The sequence below is a fragment of the Megasphaera sp. AM44-1BH genome, from assembly GCF_003467125.1.
Lineage (GTDB): Bacteria > Bacillota > Negativicutes > Veillonellales > Megasphaeraceae > Megasphaera.
The window spans coordinates 15,327-35,084 of sequence record NZ_QSFA01000016.1 but is presented as its reverse complement, the minus strand read 5'-3'; the positions used below and the strand labels follow the sequence as shown (position 1 = coordinate 35,084).

Here is a 19,758-nt window from a genome sequence, read left to right as displayed (position 1 = left end):
CCCTATTATTTTTCTTTCGTAATGACATCGCAATGCATGTACGGGCGCAATACTTCCGGAACCACAACGGAACCGTCAGCCTGCTGATAGTTTTCCAGAATAGCCGCAACCGTACGGCCTACAGCCAGACCGGAGCCATTCAGTGTATGGACGTATTCCGGTTTTGCCTTCGGAGAACGGCGGAAACGGATGTTGGCCCGCCGTGCCTGGAAATCTTCCGTATTGGAGCAGGAAGAAATTTCGCGGTATTTCCCCTGTGCCGGGAACCATACTTCTATATCATAAGTCTTGGCAGCGGAGAAACCGATATCACCGGTGCACAAGGTAACGACATGATACGGAAGGCCCAATGCTTTCAGGATGTCTTCGGCATTGTTCGTCAGTTTTTCCAGTTCGTCATAGCTCGTTTCCGGCGTCGTATACTTGACCATTTCTACCTTATGGAACTGATGCTGGCGGATGAGGCCCCGCGTATCGCGGCCGGCAGATCCGGCTTCGGCCCGGAAACACGGTGTCAGGGCCGTAAAGTATACGGGCAATTTTGCCCCGTCGATGATTTCACCGCGGTAATAGTTGGTCAGGGGAACTTCTGCCGTCGGGATCATGTACATTTCTTCCCCTTCTACGTTGAGGCGGTACATATCTTCATAGAATTTCGGCAGCTGGCCTGTACCGGTCATGGATTCACGATTGACAATATATGGTGGGATGACTTCTGTGTAGCCGTCTTTCTGCGTATGCTGATCCAGCATGAAGTTGTAGACGGCCCGTTCCAGGCGGGCACCGGCACCGATATAATAGTAAAAACGCGCCCCCGTGACTTTAGCTGCCCGTTCCGAATCGAGAATGCCCAGATTTTCCCCGACATCCCAGTGATTGAGCGGCTGAAAATCAAATTCCGGCAGCTGCCCCCATTTACGTACTTCCGGATTTTCGCTGTCATCCTTGCCGACGGGAACAGAAGGATGGCACATATTCGGTATCATAAGCTGGATAGCCAGCATGTCTTCTTCTACTTTTTTTACTTCCTTATCGAGGGCATCGATGTCATCGCCGAGTTTTTTCATGGCGGCGATTTTATCATCGGCATTTTCCTTGTTCCGCTTCAGCTGGCTGATTTCTTTTGTGACCGTATTGCGTTCATTTTTCATCGCTTCGACGCGCTGCAGCAAATCACGGCGCTGTCCGTCCAGGGCGACAAAGGCATCGACATCAGCCGCCTTCGTGTGACGGTTCCTGATGTTTTCCTTGACTTCTTCCACATGGTCACGGATAAATTTCGTATCTAACATGATAATCTTCTTCCTTCCTGTATAGTCATCCTAACTATTATACACGTTAAAGGCCTTTCTGTTCAATACCGCTGTACAGATAACCCATATGATTCGTAGAATTGAGTAATACGAGACGCCATACACCGTTCTGGCATTCGAGGACATTGATGCATGTATTATCCTGTTTGATCTGCCAGAAATGACTCATATCAAGGCCCAGCAGGTCGCAGATGATAGCCTTATTGACGGCATCATGAGCTGCGACGAGGACCGTTTTGCCATCGTATTTCCGGGCATAGTCATCGAAAGCACTGCGCGCGCGGCGCCGTACATCGTCGAGATTTTCGCCGCCTGCGCCGGGCATGGTCACTTTTTCCGGCTGTGTATGCCAGAGGTGGAAGGCTTCGGGATACTGGGCTTCGATTTCATCAGCCAGCCGTCCTTCCCAGTCTCCGTGATTGATTTCCAGCAGCCGGTCATCCTTGGCAACAGGGAGGTGGTGAAGTTCTGCACAGAAGGAGCAGGTCTGATAGGATCGTTCCAGGGGACTGGAAATGCACAGGTCGATGGGGATATGGCGCAGTCCTTCGGCCAGCATGTGTCCCTGCTCTAATCCCCGCGGGCTGAGATGGGTATCTTCCTGTCCCTGATAGCGTCCTTCTATATTCCATTCCGTTTCTCCATGGCGTACGAGTATAATACGTATCATGTGTGCCCTCCTTAATGGGTATCGACATGAATGAGCTTCATGTCCAGAATGCCTTCAATACCGCGCAGCTTCAGCATAATGTCATTGGGAATATCATCCTGTACGGCAATAGCCATGATATTCGTTCCTTCTTTTGTCATCTTGGCCAGCTGCATCCCTGTAATATTGATATGAGCCTGCCCAAGAATCGTGGAAATCTGACCGATCATATTCGGCTGGTCGATATGAGGTGCCAGGAGCAGGTAGCCTTCGGGCGTGAAATCCAGGCGGTATTCATCGATCTGGACGATTTTTGCTTCCTGGTGGTTGAACAAGGTCCCTACCAGCGAATGTTCCCCTTTATTGGTCTTGATTGTAACCGTAACCGAATCGGTAAAATATCCTTTGTCCTGTGTCTTGATTTCCTTGACAGAAATATGCCGTGTCCGTGCCACGTCCGGTGCATTGACGAAATTGACCGATTCCTGCAGGATCGGGTTCAGGGCGCCTTTAAGGACAGCCGTCGTCAGAAGGCCCGTTTCCGTCTTGGCCAGTTCGCCTGAATATTCCACGCGGATTTCTTTCATAGGCCCTTCGGACAGGTAGACGCCGATGATGCCCATGCGTTCCATGAGGTCGAAATAAGGCTGGATCGTAAGATATACATTTTTGGGCAGCGGTGCCATATTGACTGCCGTCGGGACCGGTTCCCCGTTGAGAGCGGCAATGACCCCTTCTGCCACGTCTACGGAAACGCCGATCTGCGCTTCTACCGTCGAAGCTCCCAGGTGCGGCGTAATGACCACATTATCCATTCCCTTGAAGGGGTTGATATCCGTCGTGAGCGGTTCCGTCGGGAATACATCGATAGCCGCGCCGGCTACATGGCCGCTCTTGATGGCATCGGCCAGGGCATTGATGTCCAGCACAGCACCGCGGGACACGTTGATGACGCGCACGCCGTCTTTCATCTTGGCGATTTCTTCGGCACCGATCATACCGCGCGTTTCTTTCGTCAGAGGCGTATGCATCGTGATATAATCAGACCGTTTGAGCAGCGTATCGAGATCGACCGGTTCTACGCCGAGCTGTTCGAACCGTTCTTCCGGAATATACGGGTCATAGCCGATGGTGTGCATTTCCATAGCCTGCATCCGCTTGGCAATGCGCGAGCCGATACGGCCGACACCGATGATGCCGATGGTCTTATTCTGGAGCTGGATACCCGTAAAGCGTTCCCGGTCCCATTCACCGGCCATGAGCGAATTATGGGCCTGGGGGATGTGACGGGTAATCGCCATGATCATGGCACAGGTGTGTTCCGTCGCGGCAATCGTATTGGCCGTCGGTGCATTGACGACGATAATCCCCCGGGCCGTTGCCGCCTTGATATCGATACTGTCCACGCCGACGCCGGCCCGGCCGATGACTTTCAGCTTCTTGCCGGCAGCAATGACCTTTTCAGTCACATGGGTCATAGAACGGGTTACCATGCCGTCGTATTCACCGATGCAGTCAATCAGTCCCTGTTCATCGAGATTCGTCTTGACATCTACTTCATATCCGTGCTGGCGGAGCAGCTCTACCCCTTTTTCCGATACGTCATCACTTACGAGAATTTTCATTGTATATACCCTCCTTGGTCTGATACCATAACCCCAATATATATTGATTAATGTTGTTTTCTGAATTCATCCATGAAATCTGCCAGTGCCTGGCAGGCTTCTTCTGTTACGGCGTTGTAAATCGATGCCCGGCAGCCCCCCAGCGACCGGTGACCTTTGATACCTATGAGATTCCGTTTTGCGCCGGCGGCGACGAATTCTTTTTCCAGATCCGCATTGTCCAGATTGAACGTGACATTCATGAGACTGCGCGAATCCCTGGCCGCATGGCCTGTATAAAATCCCTGGCTGCGGTCGATGGCATCATACACAATGGCCGCTTTCTTTTCATTGCGCTGCCGTATCGCCTGGAGACCGCCCTGGTCTTCGATCCAGTGCAATACGCGGTTGACGAAATAGATGCAGAATACAGGCGGCGTATTATACGTCGAGTCATGCTTTACAAACGTGCGGTACGAAAGCATATCCGGCAGATCTTCCCGTGCCTTCTGCAGCATGTCATCCTTTATGATGCCGACGACCACACCGGCCGGACCGACATTTTTCTGCACGCCTGCATAGATATAATCGAAGTTGCTTACATCGACGGGACGGGAGAGGAAATCACTGGACATATCACAGATAAGCGGCACGTCAAAGTGGGGAAAGGTCTTCCATTCAGTCCCATGAATGGTATTATTACTGGTCATATAGACGTAATCCGTCCCATCTTTGACCGCAAAAGTACGTTCATCGGGAATGTAAGAAAAATGGTCTTCCTTACTGGAAGCGACTTCGTAGACTTCACCATAATACGCTGCCGCCTTCATAGCCTTATCCGACCAGACACCTGTATTCAGGTATCCGCCCCGGTTCTTCAGGAAATTGGCACCGTGCATGAGGAACTGCATGCTGCCACCGCCCTGCATGAAAATGACGTGATACCCTTCAGGAATCTGCATCAGCCGTTTCAACGCGGCTACGGTATCATCCTGCATATCCTGATACGCCGCACTGCGATGACTGATTTCTACAATGCTCATACCCGTATGATTGAAATCAAGGAATTCTGCCTGGACTTCTTTCAATACATCCAGCGGCATAGCCGAAGGCCCGGCATTAAAATTGTACACTCTTTCCAAACAAATCACTCCTCACGGCAAGGGAAAAAAGACACAAAAGGAGAAGCTCTCTTTTGGGACGAGCTTCTCCTTTCTCGCGGTACCACCCAATTTGCCGCCGGCTGGAAAACAAAAAACTCCCGTCCCAATCAAGGGACGGGAGTCTGAATCCCGCGTTGCCACCCAACTTGCCATACGGCCAACTCTGACCGCTGTACCGGGCGGACCCGTCAAATTCGTCATTTGCAGCTCCAGAGCGGAACGCCCTGCCAGCCTGCTGCCTCGCACCATCCGGCAGCTCTCTGAAAAACTGTACAGTTTGCTTCTCTATCATCGCCTCTGTGAAATTGAGTTCATTATAAACACAAACGCCCAGTCTGTCAAGACATTTTTCATCTGAATATGCATCGCAACCGGCCGCCGGTCTCCTGGCTGGTTCAGAAGCTCCACGACTCTTGCCGGGAATGTTCTCTGCTGGCACGCTGAAACTCGCTGTGCTCAAACAAAACAGCGTGCCGGACGCAGATAGCATTCCCGGCATCCGATACGGTCCATGATGACCGTACCGGACCGAATCGTTCCCGCAATGTCACCAGACCGGAGACCGGCGGCCGATGTTTTCTCCTTTAAACTCACAGCCCAGAGTCTGATTCAGGCTATTGGGAGAGGAGCATCATCAATAGCACTTGCTCCAGCCACAGTTCTTACAGGTATTGCATCCTCCTTCAAAGACCAACGGTTCGCCGCACTGGGGACAGAAAATATTTTCTGCCCGTACCTTGTCCCGGGCTCTCGGCTTGACAGGCTTTACCTTTTTCGGCTTTTCACTGCCAGCGTGGAGTTCATTCTGTACTTCATTGTACATATCGAGGAGGGCATTGCCTACTGCCATGGGGCAGCAGGACCCCTTACTCGTATCGCCGCTGGTAGAACGGCGGACCGAATAGCTCGGGCAGTTCCCTGTCGAATTGAGCTGGTCAATGATAGTATAAATATCAATTCCAGCCCGGGCGCTGATAGAAATCATGCGGGACAGGCCGATCATGAAGTTATTGCAGCCGCCTGTCGAACCTTTACTGAGATACGTTTCCAGCAGGGCCCCTGTTTCCGTATCGAAGAAGGCAATACAGTGGAGACTGCCACAGCCTGTGACGAGTTTGCGTTTTTTGCCGATGACATCATCATCAATAGCGACGATTTCACCGCGGCCCAGTCCGTCCCCGGCGACAGGTACCGTCTTTTCATCGACGTGAGTCGATAGGATACCGGCCCGTTTGCAGCCATCGCGGAAAATCGTCACGCCTTTGCAGCCGCTTTCATAGGCCAGCAGGTACAGGCGTTCTGTATCTTCGACAGTAAAACTGTTGGGCACATTGACGGTCGAACTGATCGACGCATCGATGTGTTCCTGCCAGGCCGCCTGCATGGCAATCCGTTCCTGGTACGGAAGGGTCAGGGCCGTAACAAAATATCCCGGAAGCTGTCCGTCATCAGTCAGATGATGTTCTTTCATGTACGCTTCTACAATAGGCGTATACACTTTATAGTAGACATCGGAACCGTGGAGCGATTCCGTTTTCCGTTCGTAATAATTTGCATAAATCGGTTCGATACCGCCGGAAATCCCCAGCATCGTCGAAAGAGTCCCTGTCGGCGCAATGGTCAGGAGCTGGGAATTGCGCAGCCCGTACTGGCGGACCAGGGCCGCCGTTTCTTCCGTCGTATTGGCCTGGAAATAGGGCGTGCTCATGATTTCTTTCACATGGCACATGTCGTAAGCGCCCCGTTCGCTGGCAAGCTGCGCCGAAGCGGCAATAGCTGTATCGGCCATGGCAAAGCCTATTTCATGACAGAAGGCCACGGCTTCCGGACTGCCATAGGTCAGACCCAGCTTGATCAGCATATCACCGAGACCCATGATGCCCAGACCGATCTGGCGCCATTGCTGCACACTGTCACGCTGTTCCTGCAGGGGATGCAGGGGCAGGCCTTCTTCCAGCACGTCATTGAGAGCCCGGACGGCAATGGTAACACACCGCTTGAATTCCGTAAAATCAAAGGCCGCATCGGGCGTAAACGGATGCTGTACAAACTGAGCCAGATTCATACTGCCCAGGAGACAGGACCCGCCTGCCGGCAGCGGTTCTTCTGCACAGGGATTGACACCGGAAAAAGAAAATTCCTTTGTATTTGCCAGAAGATTCCAGTTCTGGATGCGGTCCCAGAACAAGGCACCCGGTTCGGCATAATCCCAGTTCGTTTCTGCCAGCAGATGGAAGACATCGGCGGCCTGGACCATCGTTTCGATAGTCTGCCCCGTTTCCTGCCGCGTAAAATGGAGACGGAATGTCTTGTGTTCTTTTACGGCCTGCATGAATTCATCGCTCAGGCGGACGGAAATATTGGCTTTGGTCACCTTATTCAAATCGGTCTTCAATTTGATGAAATCGATGACATCGGGATGGCTGCAGTCAATGGAAATCATGAGGGCGCCGCGGCGGCCATTCTGGCCAATCAGTTCCGTAACCAGCGAATAGAGGGTCATAAAAGATATGGATCCGCTCGTTTCCTTCGCCGCATTATTGATGCGCGCTCCTTTAGGGCTGAGGCGGGAAATATCGATGCCGCAGCCACCGCCGTAGCTATAGGTCCGGGCCAGTTTTCCTGCCCGGTCAAAAATACTTTCGATATTATCTTCCGGCGGCATCATGACGTAACAGTTGGACAAGGTAATTTTTTTCCCTTCATATTCCAGCCCTCTGTTGGCCAGGATACGGCCGCCGAACAGAAATTTCTGCTGCTTCAGCAGTTCTGCCACTTCTGCATCATGGCCGCTGACGCGGTCCAGCCAGTGATCAAAGGTTTCTCCATCATTGCAGTACTTATTCTTCCAGATATCGAGGCCGAGCTGGTTATCCGCACCGAGCCATTCTTTTTCATCCATAGCGATTCCTCCATAAAACACCGTATGTCATCGATATATTGTCGTCTATTGCCAATTTACATACTATATATAGTATGTAAAAGTCTGACTCTATGATACCAGAGCACCTGCATACCGTCAAGACAGAAAGACCGTATATATCATACTGTTGCTGCAAAACCCGCTTTCTGCATCACTTGACATGGCTTTCCCTGCGTCGTATGTCACACGTTTTCTTCTAAAAAATTCGTCACAGTCCGCATGTATTCCCGGCGGTCTGTTTCGATAGCGGCAGCATGGGGCGAATCCTGGAAAACATGAAGATATTTATGCCCGCTGCCACACTGGTCATACAGACTCTGCGCCGTTTTGACCGGTACGAGCGTATCGGCACTGCCATGGAGGAACAGGACCGGCACTTTGATGAAGCGCACGGCATGAGCCGGTTCGATGGAAGATACCATTTTGTGTGTATGCACGAGCATTGCCGCCTGGAAAAAGGGATCGAGCAGATCATATCCCAGTACGAGATTTTTATCGCCTGTCCAATCCAGCAGTTTTTCCCGGCCCATAGAAATGATATTCCCATAGGAACTGTCAGCTATGACAAAGGCCGCCTGCTGCCGGTCACTGCCAGCGTACAACAAGGCCATGGCCGCCCCCAGGGAGATACCGTGCAGGCCGATGACAGCCTGGGAATCCCTGTGGCGGAGCCACTGCATCCACATGTCCATATCTTCCATTTCAGACAGTCCCCAGTCGGTGTGTTCTCCTTCACTTTCTCCGTGGCCACGCTGGTCAATGAGCAGGATATTATATCCCAGATTCTGGTATATGGGAACATACCCGAGACACATAGACCGGTTCTGGTACAGGCCATGAAGCAGAATAACCGTTTTATGGGAATGGCTGGCACTGGCAATATAGGTTCCCCGTAAAATAGTCCCATCGGGCGCGTTGACACGGACCGCTTCCCATCCCCGTTCCTTTTCCATCACGCGGATGGGCGCTACGTGACGGGAATTATTCCGTATTCCCAGAATCTGGTCCCAGGGAGCTTCACGGAATTCATTGTAAGCCAGATTGCCTGCATAGGCCCCGGCTGCAGTGGCAAGCACAATAAGGACAGCCGCTAACCCGGCTATCCCTTTTATTATACTGCGTATCATGGGTCATTGCCTCCTTCTGACGGCAGAGGCATCGCCCCTCCGTTATGACATATCATACGCCATGAAGTTCACTTCAGGTCAAGGACATGTCATCAAAAAAGGCGCAGACTCAGCTGCGCACTTCTTCCCGTAATACCACCTGATTGCATCCATCCACTTCCGAAAGCTGCACCGAAATATCTTCATGGCGCGACGTAGGAACATTTTTTCCGACATAATCGGCCCGGATAGGAAGTTCCCTGTGTCCCCGGTCTACCAGGACCGCCAGTTCGATAAAGCGGGGCCGTCCCAGTTCCATGATGGCGTTGAGTGCTGAACGAACGGTCCGCCCTGTAAACAAGACATCATCGACGAGGATAATAGTCCTGCCATCCGCATCAAACCGGTTCTGACCACTGCTGACCGTATTGATGCTGTCCTTGCGGTGATCATCCCGGTACGCAGAAATATCAAGATCGTAGACAGGGACCGGCACCCCTTCAATAGCGGCCAGTTCCGCAGCCAGCCTCTTGGCCAGTGGTACGCCCCGCGTATGGATGCCGACGAGGAGCATATTGTCCAGACCTTTATTGCGTTCAATGATTTCATGAGCTATGCGGCGGATTGCCCGGCCCATAGCCTTTTCGTCCATTAAAACCGTCTTTATCTTCCACATAGATGTTCCCTCACTTCAATGACGTTCCGCCTGCTGAAGACAGGCCATAAAATCAGCCGGTGCCGGCGCTTCGAAATGCATTGCCTGTCCGGTGACCGGATGCACCAGATCCAGACAATGAGAATGCAGTGCCTGTCCTTCAATGGGAAAATGATCTTTTTTGAATCCATACAGCGGGTCATTGACCACGGGATGGTGGATATACGCCATATGTACGCGGATCTGATGGGTCCGGCCCGTTTCCAGCCGGCATTCTACCCACGTATAGTCCCCGAAGCGCTTCAATACCCGGAAATGGGTCACCGCTTCCCGGCCGCCTTTAACGACTACGGCCATTTTAATGCGGTCTTTCGGATGCCGTCCGATAGGCGCGTCGATGGTTCCCCGTTCTTCCACGATATTGCCATGCACGAGTGCCCAGTACGTCCGGTGAGCCGTATGGGCCTTGATCTGTTCCGCCAGGCCCCGGTGTGCTTCGTCCGTCTTGGCCGCCACCATGACACCGGACGTGTCCTTATCCAGCCGGTGTACGATGCCCGGCCGTATGACGCCGTTTATGCCGGATAATTCTCCTTTGCAATGAAACAGAAGAGCATTGACCAGCGTCCCGTCGGGATTGCCGGCCGCCGGATGGACGACCATGCCACGTGCTTTATTGACGACGATGATATGGGCATCCTCGTAAATAATATCGAGGGGAATATCCTGCGGCTCCGCTTTCAGTTCTTCCTGGACGACGAGCTGTACGGCTATGGCATCACCGGGATTCAGGCGGTAATTCGGTTTGACCTGCCGGCCGTTGACAGTCCCGTCACCGTCTTCAATGAGCTGGCGGGAAAAGCTGCGGGAAAGAGAAAGTTCTTTCGACAAATAGGCATCAAACCGCTTACCCGCATCAGCAGCCGATGCTTCCAACAACCGTGTTTCCATGAATACCTCCGTCAATCCGAATGATGGGTCCAGCAATACCATAACAATAAAGCCACCCCGGCAACGATACCGATATCGGCCACATTAAAAACAGGCCAGATACGGAAATCAAAGAAATCGGTAACAGCGCCGCGCAGAAACCGGTCCAGGGCATTGCCCAGGGCCCCGCCCAGCAGCAGGCCGACTCCCGTGTATACCCAGCCGTTTTTCGGCAATTTTTTCCGGAACAGGCCGTACAAAACGAATAACAGCAGGGCAATGGCCAGAAAAACCCAGCGCTGATTTTCCAAAATGCCAAAAGCCGCTCCTTTATTCAATATATAAGTAATATGAAAAAATCCCGGCAGAACCGGAATCGATTCGTGAAGTTCCATGCACTGGCGGATCCATATTTTGCTGCCCTGATCCAACAGGGTTACCAGCAGCGCAATCATAAAAACGTACACAAACACCCTCCTGCCGCAAAACTGCAGGCAATATATGAAATCTGACCGACATTATCCTATCATAGAAATGTCCCACTAGCAAGAAGGGACTTCCGCCATCCCGTACAGAAAAAGACCGCCGCACCTGGGCGCGGCGGTCTTTTGAACGGGCTACCAGCTTATTCAGCGGAGATAGCACCGGTCGGACATACGGATTCGCAAGAACCGCAGTCGATGCAAGCGTCAGTAACAACGTACTTCGTTTCGCCTTCTTCGATAGCACCGGTCGGGCAAGCGCCTGCGCAGGAACCGCATTTTACGCATTCATCAGAAATTACGTGCATGGTTTTCACCTCCAGAAAATTATGAGCAGGGAGTAAATCCCTTCATCTCGTTCATTATTACACGAATGATTTAAAATGTCAATCAACACCGTAACAGTGCAGTTTCCCGCCATTTCGGGCAGATTCCACCTGATGGGCATTTTAAAATTTTTTCTGCACGTTTTGCCCATATGTAGAAAAAGAACCGGCGAGGGGAGCCGGTTCTCTTCTGGTAAAGCATCATCGGGGGAAGACGATACTTTATGGTCAAAGATATAAGATAGGGGTGTTCGAGGGGTATATGAACAACTTATATCTTCAACAAGTCGTAGATTCTTTCTACACATATATAATACCAAGTTTTTTTTAAAAGTAAATGAAAATAAGATTAAAATTAGATTAAATTTTACATTTCTCCATTTTCTTTCCAATTGTAAACATCATGTATATGAGTTAAGGTCAAATTATGGTACAAAAAATAGCATATGTAATGTATAATATAGAAAGCAGAGATGTTCGCCTGAAAGGGGCTGATAGAATGAGCGGAAGATCTCATATATTGATTGTAGAAGATGAAAAACAAATTGCCCGCTTCATCCAGATGGAGCTGGAGCATGAAGGGTATGAATGTGATATCGAATATAATGGTACCAAAGCCATGGAACGCATCGGCCAGGACCACTTCGACCTCATCCTGCTGGATATCATGCTGCCCGACGTAGACGGCCTGACCCTGTGCCAGCGTACGCGGGAAATTTCCAATGTCCCCATCATGTTCCTTTCGGCCAAAGACGACGTGGAAACAAAAGTCGCCGGGCTCGACATGGGCGGCAACGATTATCTCACCAAACCATTCAACAGCAAAGAACTGCTGGCCCGTATCCGCGTCCTGCTCCGCGACCGCAATACGGACAAGGCATCGGAAAATTTCCTCCATCTCCAGGATATGACCCTCTATCTGGACCGCCATGAAGTGGAAGTAGCCGGCCGCAAGCTGCTGCTTACGAAAAAAGAATTTGAACTGCTCACGTATCTTCTCCGAAACAAGAACATTGTCCTGACGAGGGAAAAGATACTGGAAGAAGTCTGGGGCTATGATTATGCCGGCGATACCAACGTCGTCGATGTCTATATCCGTTATATCCGCGGTAAAATCGGGCAGACGGACAGCAAAAAATATATTCATACAGTGCGCGGGGTAGGTTATGTTGCAAAAGATTAAAGAAAAAATACACCGGCTGCCGCTGTTCACCCTGCCTCTCTTTGCCAAAATGGTGCTCCTCTATTCGTTTATCGTCTTTATCATCCTGCTCATCGTTTCGGTCATCACCGTCACGAGTGTGCATTTTATCATGGGGCGTTCCATTGAACGGGATTTATACTCCAGTGCCCAGTCGGCTATGGAATATCTCGATAAGAGCGGACAAATCGATTCTTCGGTTTTCACCCGGTCCAACCTCCAGCCGTTCGTCAATCTCCAGGTATACGATGCTGCCGGCCGGCTGATTCTGGACAACGGGCCGGCACATACCATCAAAAATCTGAGTGACCGTTACATCGATGACACGGTGCGGAGCAATGGCGAAATTCCCCTTCCCGAGTCCATCCAGGGAAATGAGACGAGCTCCTACGCTTATTATAAAAAGTGGTACAGTACCGATAACAAGCTATATTATCTGCGATTTTCCCGCGTACCGGATAAAGAAAATGCCTTTATATCCTTATTATCCAAGCAGCTCGTGGCCTCGGTCCTCCTGAGTCTGGTCCTCACCATCTTTTCCGGCATGTACCTCATGCGCAAGTCACTGGCTCCGCTGAAGCTGATCAATGAAACACTGAAAAGCATCGAAGTCCATAAACTGAGCCAGCGTATCGTCATTCCGAAAGAAGCGGAAAACGGCATCGAAATTCACAATCTGGCCCAGTCCATCAACCAGGCGCTGGACCGCATCGAATACGGATACAAACAGCAGCAGCAATTCATCAGCAATGCGTCTCATGAACTGCGCACCCCCCTTACGGTCATCAGCGGCTATATCAATCTCCTCGACCGTTGGGGAAAAGAAGACCCGAAAGTCCTCGATGAAAGCATCCACGCCATCCAGTCTGAAACGGAATATATGCGCCAGCTCATCGAACGGCTCCTGTTTTTTGCCCGTTCGACGACAGGTACGCTGGAAGCGCATTTCATGGTCACCGACGCATCAGAATTACTGGAAGAAGTATATAACGGCGTCCTGCTCATCGCCGAAGACCGGGAAATCCTCCTCGGCCGCAACGACAAAGCCTCCATCTACGCCGAACCGGGCAGCGTCAAACAGATGCTGCGTATCTTTATCGACAATGCCATCAAATATACGCCGGCCGGCGGCTACATCTATCTGTCCTGTGAAGCCGACGAAACGCAGGTTTGTTTCAAAGTCCGCGATACGGGCATCGGGATTCCCAAAGAAGACCTGGAACGGGTCTTTGAACGGTTTTACCGGGTCGATTCGTCACGTACCAAGGAAACGGGTGGGTCCGGTCTGGGCCTTTCCATCGCCAAATATATCGCTAAAGGCAATAACGCCAGACTGGAACTGACCAGTGAGCTCCATAAGGGAACGACGGTCACGGCCATCTTCCCCCGCAATCATGAAACAAAAGAAGAACCAGATAAAAAAATTTCATCCTGACAATCGCAGGGGCTGCCTCATAAAGGCAGCCCCTGCTAGTCGTATATGGCGTTATAAAATTTCTATTTCTTTATACCGGGGCCGGATCAGCCATTCTCCTCTGCTGTTCATGATACCCCAGACATCACCGGACCGGACGGCACTGACGCCATGACGGAATGACGAGACTTCATGTACTACGCCTTCCGGAGCCGTATATATCACCTGACCTTCCGTATCAACGATTTCATAAGTCATCTTGCCTTTCCGGCACCAGGCGTACGATTCCGCCAGATAGGGCACGAATTTCACTGGTTCCTGCCATTCGTGGACGGCCTGCCCTGTTTCCTGATTTAACAGAAAGCATCGCTCCCCACGCTTCAGAAATATGCGGTCAGCCCCTAAAAAATCGACGGCATCGTATTGGAAAGGAAGAATCTGTTTCCCATCGGACAGACTGAAAACGCCGAGCCTGCCCGTTTCTTTATCCTTTAATGAGACCATGCCATTCCAGTCATCCATCATACCCGGCCCTACGTCATACCGTCCCGGTTCAATGATATACCGGCCATCTCTGCCGACAAAGGCCAGGAGGCCTTTATCTTTGATGAAAGTCCCCCAGGCCGTCATGGGATAGACTTCATCTAAACGGCTGTCGATGACTACCCGGCCTGTCCGGTCTATATATCCCCGTTTCACACCATCATAGGTCAGCGGCTCTATTTCACCGCCATAATAGCCACTGTTTACGGCTGAGCCGACGAGCGCTCCTGCCAGGAGTCCCCAGTTAAAATGATTGATTTTACGCTGGTATTCTGCCAGTCCGTCATGATACGGGAATATCCGGTCATAGGGCACGGCAAACAGTTCCTTCCCGGAGCGGTCAATGGCAATCCTGCGGCCATTTCCATCCCGTACAAAGGCGATGCCTTCGCTGAAAGGTGTCAGAATTTCCTTATATACCGGCTCCGATACCACGATGCCATTGGCGTCACGGATACCATACCGGCCTTTTTCCTGAAAAAATACGGGCTCACCGCTTTCGCTTTCTGGTACCGGCAAGGTCACAGCAGCTCCCGTCTTATCGATATAAGCTGTCTTGTTCCCTTTTACCAATAAAAAGACGCCCTGCCCGGCATAAGATAACTTCTTATACGACGCAGGCAGTAAAACCGTACCATCCGTTCCTAACAGGCCCCATTTTCCCTTTTCTTTATAGCGGGCCAGGACGCCCTGTTCATAATTGAGGCTGTATTCATTGCGTATGGTTTCCCGTAAAGACTGCACAGGAGCAGGCAGTTTGTTTTTCGCTATATAGGGGAAAAGGACAGCCCCTGTTCCCGAAGCCGACGGCGTATGTATGCTTACATCGGAATGAGTGGTCGTGCGACTGCTTTTTTCATGGGTCTCTTCCACTGTCACTGTCGATGATGACGACTCCCTGTGCACCCGGGTATAACTTTCCACAGGGCGTTCCGCCGCTTGGGCGGGAGACAGCAGTCCGCTGCTGATACTGGCCATGATGGCAGCCGCTATGAGTGTTTTATTCAGTTGTATAATCATAAACTCTCCTCTCTGTTCAAAACTAATACATATATAGTGAAAATGCCTGTCATAATTACAACAATCAGTATATCAACAAATTTTCTTTTAATAAAGACCGGACATAGTGTTTACCTATACCAAAACAGGCATACGGATATTGTCTACCCGTATGCCTGAAACACATTCAATATCTATCAAGCTATCTTATCAGAAATTCCAGCGGATGCCGGCATCCCAGGACCAGTCTTTACGGAACTGGCCGCCACTGCTCCGTTCTACGTCGGCGTAGAACTGGGTTGCCGGTCCGATCTGTGCCGATGCACCCAGACCGTATTCAAACCACGTATCGCCGTAATCCCGGTCCAGGAACAAATCCCCTTCGTCATCGCTGAGATGTACCTGTCCGGAACCGCCGAATTCATGGTACCAGTCTGCCTTGAGGAAAACCTGGGCTCTGCTGCCTTCGTATCCGGCCCGGAGTCCGGCCCGGCCGACAGCGCTGCGTATATCCTGTTCATCGACGGTTACACCATTTTCCATGGTCCACGATGCCCCGCTCAGCCAGCCGAGAGTACCCTGTATCTGGGGTTCGACGAACCAGCCATGGCCCAGCTGCTTTTTGTATCCGTATTCTGCCCCAAGGGAAAGGCCCGTATTATCGCCGTGACCGCTGATGCCATCATGGGCAATCAGTTTGTTGGTCAGCCGGTGCAGACGCAGGGCCAGATCGAGATAGGTTCCGTCTTTGCGGATCCGCGTATCATACCATCCCAGAGCGTAACTGTTCGTATCGCTGCGGCCGCCAAAATAAGACGCCTTGCCTTCCGTATAGCCAAAGCCGATTCCCTGATAGTGGTCCTGTGTATCGCTGTGGCCTGCCAGCTGGTCATAACCTACTTCATAAGTCTTATACCGGTCTTCAAAGGGGAACTGTCCGTTGCGGCGGATGGATGTCCCTTTTACCCGGGCCCAGATACCTTCCTGCCCCGGTTCCCCTTTACGCAGATCACCCATGCGGCGGAAGAGCGTGTCCTGTTCCGTGCGCCAGATATGGTAATTAATCCCGTCGGCTCCCATGATGCCCTGCACCGTATGGGTATAATTGCCGTGGTCATCAGTGGGCATCTTCCGGAAGCCCTTGATGTACCAGTCGGTGTTGTATCCGTCCGTCACATCGTCTCCCCGGCTCGTTTCATGCGTATCCAGAAGAGTGCGGTGGAAGAACAGCCGGTCCTCCGTATCGGGCACATAAAAGCGTCCCTGTTCATCGCCCACACTGGCCAGAACAGACCCGATAGCGCCATCGGTCCAGGTTCCGTTCACGGCATGGAGCTGCAGCTGTGTCGTACCCGTGTGAGTGCCTTTGACATAGAGACGGTCATTCTGTGTCGTATTGCCTTCATGGCCCATATAGACAGTGGCTCCGTCCCCGGCGAAGTTCCCTGTATACAGGCTCTGATCAGTCGTATCCTGATTCAGATGGATAATCCCCTTATCAGCCTGAAGGCTGGTAACTTTGGAATCGCCATCCAGATGCCAGACGGCACCGTCGTTGAGATGAAGGGTAACCCCTGCATCAGAACTGATGCCATAATCGAGATTTTCATCCTCTATGGTTCCATCCAGCCGGGACCCGTTTCCCTGAAGGTACGCTTCCAGAGAACTGCCAACGTCGGCTGTCAGATTTCCGTCGATACTCCCGGTGCTGCCATCATGGCCGATGGTGATGGAACCGCCTCCGGAAGAGCGGGCCGCATAGGTGCTGCCGTTGGCGGAAAGGGCGTAACTGTTGGCGTCGAGAGTAATGGGAGCCTTATTGGAAACGGACCAGATTTCTCCATTCACCACGGCATGTTCCGTAGCATTGTCGCCGATGGTCACAGGCATGGCATTGGCCTGTACGGCCCGCATGCCGCTGGCCGGGTCGATGAGGATGTTCCGGCCCTGAAAATTCACGGCATGGGTACTGTCCCCTAATGCCCAGATGCCGCCGTCAATCTGAAGCAGACTGGTCCCGTCATGGCCCAGGTTCACAGCACCACCGGTGGTGAGGACCAGGTTCTGATTTTTATTGGTTCCTTCATAGATATGGATGATATCGCCATCCACGGAGTACCCTCCGTTTAGCCCAACCAGCCGGCCGTCGATGTTCACGTTGGAATCGGCTTCCCCGATGACCAGGGCATTATCCGCCGCACTCTGGATTACCAATGCATCGTGAGTGTTGCTGTCCGGGTCCGTGGAAGTGCCGTCCTCCTTGGTCTTTACCGTGGTACCCAGGGTCCCGCTGTCAGGAGCCGCTCCGTCGCTGAGTGTGATGTTCTTCCCCACTACGTCCATGCGGGAAACGCCGTTGACCAGCAGCCGCCCTTTGATAGCAACGGAATCAGACGTGTTTCCTTCGGGAGTCGTCCGGCCGATTTCCACAGATTTACTGTTGGCATTGGCATAGAGAGCCGTATGGCCGGCGTTATCGAGGAGGACATTCTTCCCACCTACATACAGGACCGTATCCACGCCCGTGACGATTTCCCCGTTCACCGTGGTCTGGGCCGTATCTTCATCGCCTATCTGGATGGAAGAGCTGCCCCGGTCGGTGAGGGAAAAGGCATTCTTATTATTTTCGAAATCTCCTTTCAGGCCGTTTATCGTAACGGCCTTGCTGCCGTGGAGTACGAAGGCATTAGATCCGTTGGTGAGGATATGGCCGTTTACGGTAGTCGTTTCCGTCGTGTCGTCATTGCCGGACCAGAACTGGGAATCCGTAAAATCCAGTGCTACGGCATTATACAAATCGCTGTAGGGATTATCACTGAGCGAAGGCATCTTAGTTGCATTGAAAATCAGATTCTTCCCGTTGAACCAGGCAAGTTCATCCTGATTAGAGGTCCCCACCACGGCCACAGAGCCGTTCACCGTCACATCGGTCTCATTGCCGCCCGCATAGAGTTGCCCAGTGCCGTGTGTTCCGTACCCGCCGTAAGTAAGGCGGATGGCGCTGGTATCGTAGGAATTTTCATTCAGGGCATTCCCGATGGTCAGCTTACGGGCAGCCTTCAGATCCAACTTTGCTGTCCCGTTGAACTGGATTCCCGAAGCCAGATTGATTTCATCGGCATCCATGTTCACGTCACAGTCCGTCACGTGGAGAGACCGGTGGAAGTAACTGCCATCCGCATCCGGGGCCAGGGTGATGGTCTTCCCCGTAAGAGATGCGGTCCCACTGTTATCTACCTGAAGTTCCTGTGCTTTGATATCGCCCTTATTTCCACTGGAATCTTCTGCGATGAGGGTCAGGCTGGCATCTTTCCCGGTGGCATGGAGCAGACCGTCCGAAGAGATATTGGCGGCCTTCACACTGATACTGCCATCGCCAGTCACGGAGAAATCGCCGAACGCATCCACATCTCCTCCTGCCGTTATGTTGATTCTGGCATGGCCGCCCACAGCGGCCAAATCCGCATTCCGGTTCCAGGGATTGGTGGTCTGGCCATATTTCCCCAATTTCACATTTCCCCCGGCGTTCACCGTGACGGAGGCATAGGGAGCGGAGCTGGGAAGGTAGGACCCGGTCATGACCAGCCCGTTTTGGGCAGTCACATCGCCCCGGGCGTTGAAGGTCACCTGGGCATTGGATTCAGAAGCCTTTGTATTCCCGATAGACAGATTATTTCCGAAAACAGTGATGGTGTTCAGAATAGGTTCTCCCGTGGAAGCAGTCTGGGTCCCACCTACCCCGAATTCATCAATAGTGATGTCCCCGGCATTGGCGTTACCGATATTCACCGTACTGGAGCCGGACACGCCGAGGGATTGGATATGAAGGTCCCCGGTCATATATTGGGTTCTCAGGTCAATGGTACTGCCTCCTGTGGCATTGACTCCCTGACTGCCGGTAACAGAGATAGTCCTGCCATCCATATTCACCGTTCCGCCTGCACTCTGTCCCCACAATTGCACGGCATTGATGGTTACCGCCGAAATACTGTCCGTAGCGGCATTTCCGGCCGTGATGGTACCTCCAGTAGTAAACCCGCCCGCAAAGGCAATGTTTTTTCCGAAGACCGTGGCATCTCCGCCATTGCCACCTCCGTAGTCTTCAATGGTCACCTGATTCGTAGTATCCGTCCCGACTGTCACCTTATCCTGATTCCAGCCCTGAAGATGATTTACCGTAATGGGATCCCCTTCTGTGGCATCTCCACTCCATTTATTCACATAATCATAAGTCCTGCCCGTATCCTGTACAGAAGTATCTGCCGCCAGAGATACACTTCCTGACAGACTCAGACACACGAGCAAAGCCAATATGGCCTGTTTTTGACAGGTATGATTTCTTTTTTTGCTCTTATTATAACTATTCGTTTTCATTTTATATCTCCTTTCAGGCCGTTCTTGCCGGGCAAGGACAGCTTTGTTATTATCAAATTTTATGCACGTATTATCG

Annotated in this window: 15 protein-coding genes; 2 read left to right on the top strand and 13 right to left on the bottom strand. The window is 51.8% G+C overall.

Annotated elements, in window-relative coordinates; genetic code table 11:
- Positions 1 to 5: 5 nt before the first annotated feature.
- The 11 genes from serS to DW949_RS10315 all read right to left on the bottom strand — a co-directional run bounded on the left by serS (position 6) and on the right by DW949_RS10315 (position 11,133).
- A complete protein-coding gene (serS, locus tag DW949_RS10365; protein ID WP_118023146.1) occupies positions 6 to 1,292 on the bottom strand; it encodes a serine--tRNA ligase in 1,287 nt (428 codons plus the stop codon).
- 46 nt (positions 1,293 to 1,338) lie between these two features.
- Positions 1,339 to 1,983, bottom strand: a complete 645-nt coding sequence (locus tag DW949_RS10360) for a histidine phosphatase family protein (protein WP_118023145.1) — start codon at positions 1,981 to 1,983, stop codon at positions 1,339 to 1,341.
- A gap of 11 nt (positions 1,984 to 1,994) precedes the next feature.
- Positions 1,995 to 3,587, bottom strand: a complete 1,593-nt coding sequence (serA, locus tag DW949_RS10355; protein WP_118023144.1) for a phosphoglycerate dehydrogenase — start codon at positions 3,585 to 3,587, stop codon at positions 1,995 to 1,997.
- A 47-nt stretch (positions 3,588 to 3,634) separates the two neighbouring features.
- On the bottom strand, positions 3,635 to 4,708 hold the full coding sequence (gene serC / locus DW949_RS10350; RefSeq protein WP_118023143.1) for a 3-phosphoserine/phosphohydroxythreonine transaminase: 1,074 nt from the start codon (positions 4,706 to 4,708) through the stop codon (positions 3,635 to 3,637).
- A 477-nt stretch (positions 4,709 to 5,185) separates the two neighbouring features.
- Complete coding sequence (locus DW949_RS13660) at positions 5,186 to 5,323, bottom strand: hypothetical protein (protein WP_158570670.1); 138 nt, start codon at positions 5,321 to 5,323, stop codon at positions 5,186 to 5,188.
- A gap of 40 nt (positions 5,324 to 5,363) precedes the next feature.
- Complete coding sequence (locus tag DW949_RS10340) at positions 5,364 to 7,631, bottom strand: adenosylcobalamin-dependent ribonucleoside-diphosphate reductase (RefSeq protein WP_118023141.1); 2,268 nt, start codon at positions 7,629 to 7,631, stop codon at positions 5,364 to 5,366.
- Positions 7,632 to 7,834: 203 nt separating this feature from the next.
- The gene (locus DW949_RS10335) at positions 7,835 to 8,779 is read right to left on the bottom strand and encodes an alpha/beta hydrolase (RefSeq protein ID WP_118023140.1); all 945 of its coding nucleotides are present in this window, start codon (positions 8,777 to 8,779) and stop codon (positions 7,835 to 7,837) included.
- A gap of 109 nt (positions 8,780 to 8,888) precedes the next feature.
- Positions 8,889 to 9,434 (bottom strand): bifunctional pyr operon transcriptional regulator/uracil phosphoribosyltransferase PyrR, encoded by a 546-nt coding sequence (gene pyrR / locus DW949_RS10330; RefSeq protein ID WP_118023139.1) that lies wholly within the window; start codon positions 9,432 to 9,434, stop codon positions 8,889 to 8,891.
- A 15-nt stretch (positions 9,435 to 9,449) separates the two neighbouring features.
- Positions 9,450 to 10,364: an RluA family pseudouridine synthase gene (locus DW949_RS10325; protein WP_118023138.1), complete on the bottom strand. Its 915-nt coding sequence runs from the start codon at positions 10,362 to 10,364 to the stop codon at positions 9,450 to 9,452.
- A gap of 11 nt (positions 10,365 to 10,375) precedes the next feature.
- Positions 10,376 to 10,810: a signal peptidase II gene (gene lspA, locus DW949_RS10320; RefSeq protein ID WP_118023137.1), complete on the bottom strand. Its 435-nt coding sequence runs from the start codon at positions 10,808 to 10,810 to the stop codon at positions 10,376 to 10,378.
- A 158-nt stretch (positions 10,811 to 10,968) separates the two neighbouring features.
- Complete coding sequence (locus tag DW949_RS10315) at positions 10,969 to 11,133, bottom strand: DUF362 domain-containing protein (protein WP_059075522.1); 165 nt, start codon at positions 11,131 to 11,133, stop codon at positions 10,969 to 10,971.
- Positions 11,134 to 11,650: 517 nt separating this feature from the next.
- Between DW949_RS10315 and DW949_RS10310 the strand changes: the two genes are divergently transcribed.
- Both DW949_RS10310 and DW949_RS10305 read left to right on the top strand, forming a co-directional pair.
- Positions 11,651 to 12,334 carry a response regulator transcription factor gene (locus DW949_RS10310; protein ID WP_118023136.1) on the top strand — a complete coding sequence of 228 codons (684 nt, stop codon included), beginning with the start codon at positions 11,651 to 11,653 and terminating at the stop codon, positions 12,332 to 12,334.
- Positions 12,318 to 13,787, top strand: a complete 1,470-nt coding sequence (locus DW949_RS10305) for a cell wall metabolism sensor histidine kinase WalK (protein WP_118023135.1) — start codon at positions 12,318 to 12,320, stop codon at positions 13,785 to 13,787. The genes DW949_RS10310 and DW949_RS10305 overlap by 17 nt, the downstream gene beginning before the upstream one ends.
- Before the next feature lie 51 nt (positions 13,788 to 13,838).
- On the opposite strand, the gene DW949_RS10300 is transcribed toward DW949_RS10305, so the two are convergent.
- Together DW949_RS10300 and DW949_RS10295 are read right to left on the bottom strand one after the other, a co-directional pair.
- Complete coding sequence (locus DW949_RS10300) at positions 13,839 to 15,329, bottom strand: WG repeat-containing protein (protein ID WP_118023134.1); 1,491 nt, start codon at positions 15,327 to 15,329, stop codon at positions 13,839 to 13,841.
- A 189-nt stretch (positions 15,330 to 15,518) separates the two neighbouring features.
- Entirely contained in the window at positions 15,519 to 19,682 is a 4,164-nt protein-coding gene (locus DW949_RS10295) for an autotransporter outer membrane beta-barrel domain-containing protein (protein ID WP_118023133.1), read from the bottom strand.
- Between the last annotated feature and the right edge of the window lie 76 nt (positions 19,683 to 19,758).

Excerpts from the sequence above, each read along its gene's own strand:
- serS (WP_118023146.1), bottom strand. The coding sequence starts at position 1,292 with ATGTTAGATACGAAATTTATCCGTGACCATGTGGAAGAAGTCAAGGAA.
- DW949_RS10360 (WP_118023145.1), bottom strand. The coding sequence starts at position 1,983 with ATGATACGTATTATACTCGTACGCCATGGAGAAACGGAATGGAATATA.
- serA (WP_118023144.1), bottom strand. The coding sequence starts at position 3,587 with ATGAAAATTCTCGTAAGTGATGACGTATCGGAAAAAGGGGTAGAGCTG.
- DW949_RS10340 (WP_118023141.1), bottom strand. The coding sequence starts at position 7,631 with ATGGATGAAAAAGAATGGCTCGGTGCGGATAACCAGCTCGGCCTCGAT.
- DW949_RS10335 (WP_118023140.1), bottom strand. The coding sequence starts at position 8,779 with ATGATACGCAGTATAATAAAAGGGATAGCCGGGTTAGCGGCTGTCCTT.
- pyrR (WP_118023139.1), bottom strand. The coding sequence starts at position 9,434 with ATGTGGAAGATAAAGACGGTTTTAATGGACGAAAAGGCTATGGGCCGG.
- DW949_RS10325 (WP_118023138.1), bottom strand. The coding sequence starts at position 10,364 with ATGGAAACACGGTTGTTGGAAGCATCGGCTGCTGATGCGGGTAAGCGG.
- DW949_RS10315 (WP_059075522.1), bottom strand. The coding sequence starts at position 11,133 with ATGCACGTAATTTCTGATGAATGCGTAAAATGCGGTTCCTGCGCAGGC.
- DW949_RS10310 (WP_118023136.1), top strand. The coding sequence starts at position 11,651 with ATGAGCGGAAGATCTCATATATTGATTGTAGAAGATGAAAAACAAATT.
- DW949_RS10305 (WP_118023135.1), top strand. The coding sequence starts at position 12,318 with ATGTTGCAAAAGATTAAAGAAAAAATACACCGGCTGCCGCTGTTCACC.
- DW949_RS10300 (WP_118023134.1), bottom strand. The coding sequence starts at position 15,329 with ATGATTATACAACTGAATAAAACACTCATAGCGGCTGCCATCATGGCC.
- DW949_RS10295 (WP_118023133.1), bottom strand. The coding sequence starts at position 19,682 with ATGAAAACGAATAGTTATAATAAGAGCAAAAAAAGAAATCATACCTGT.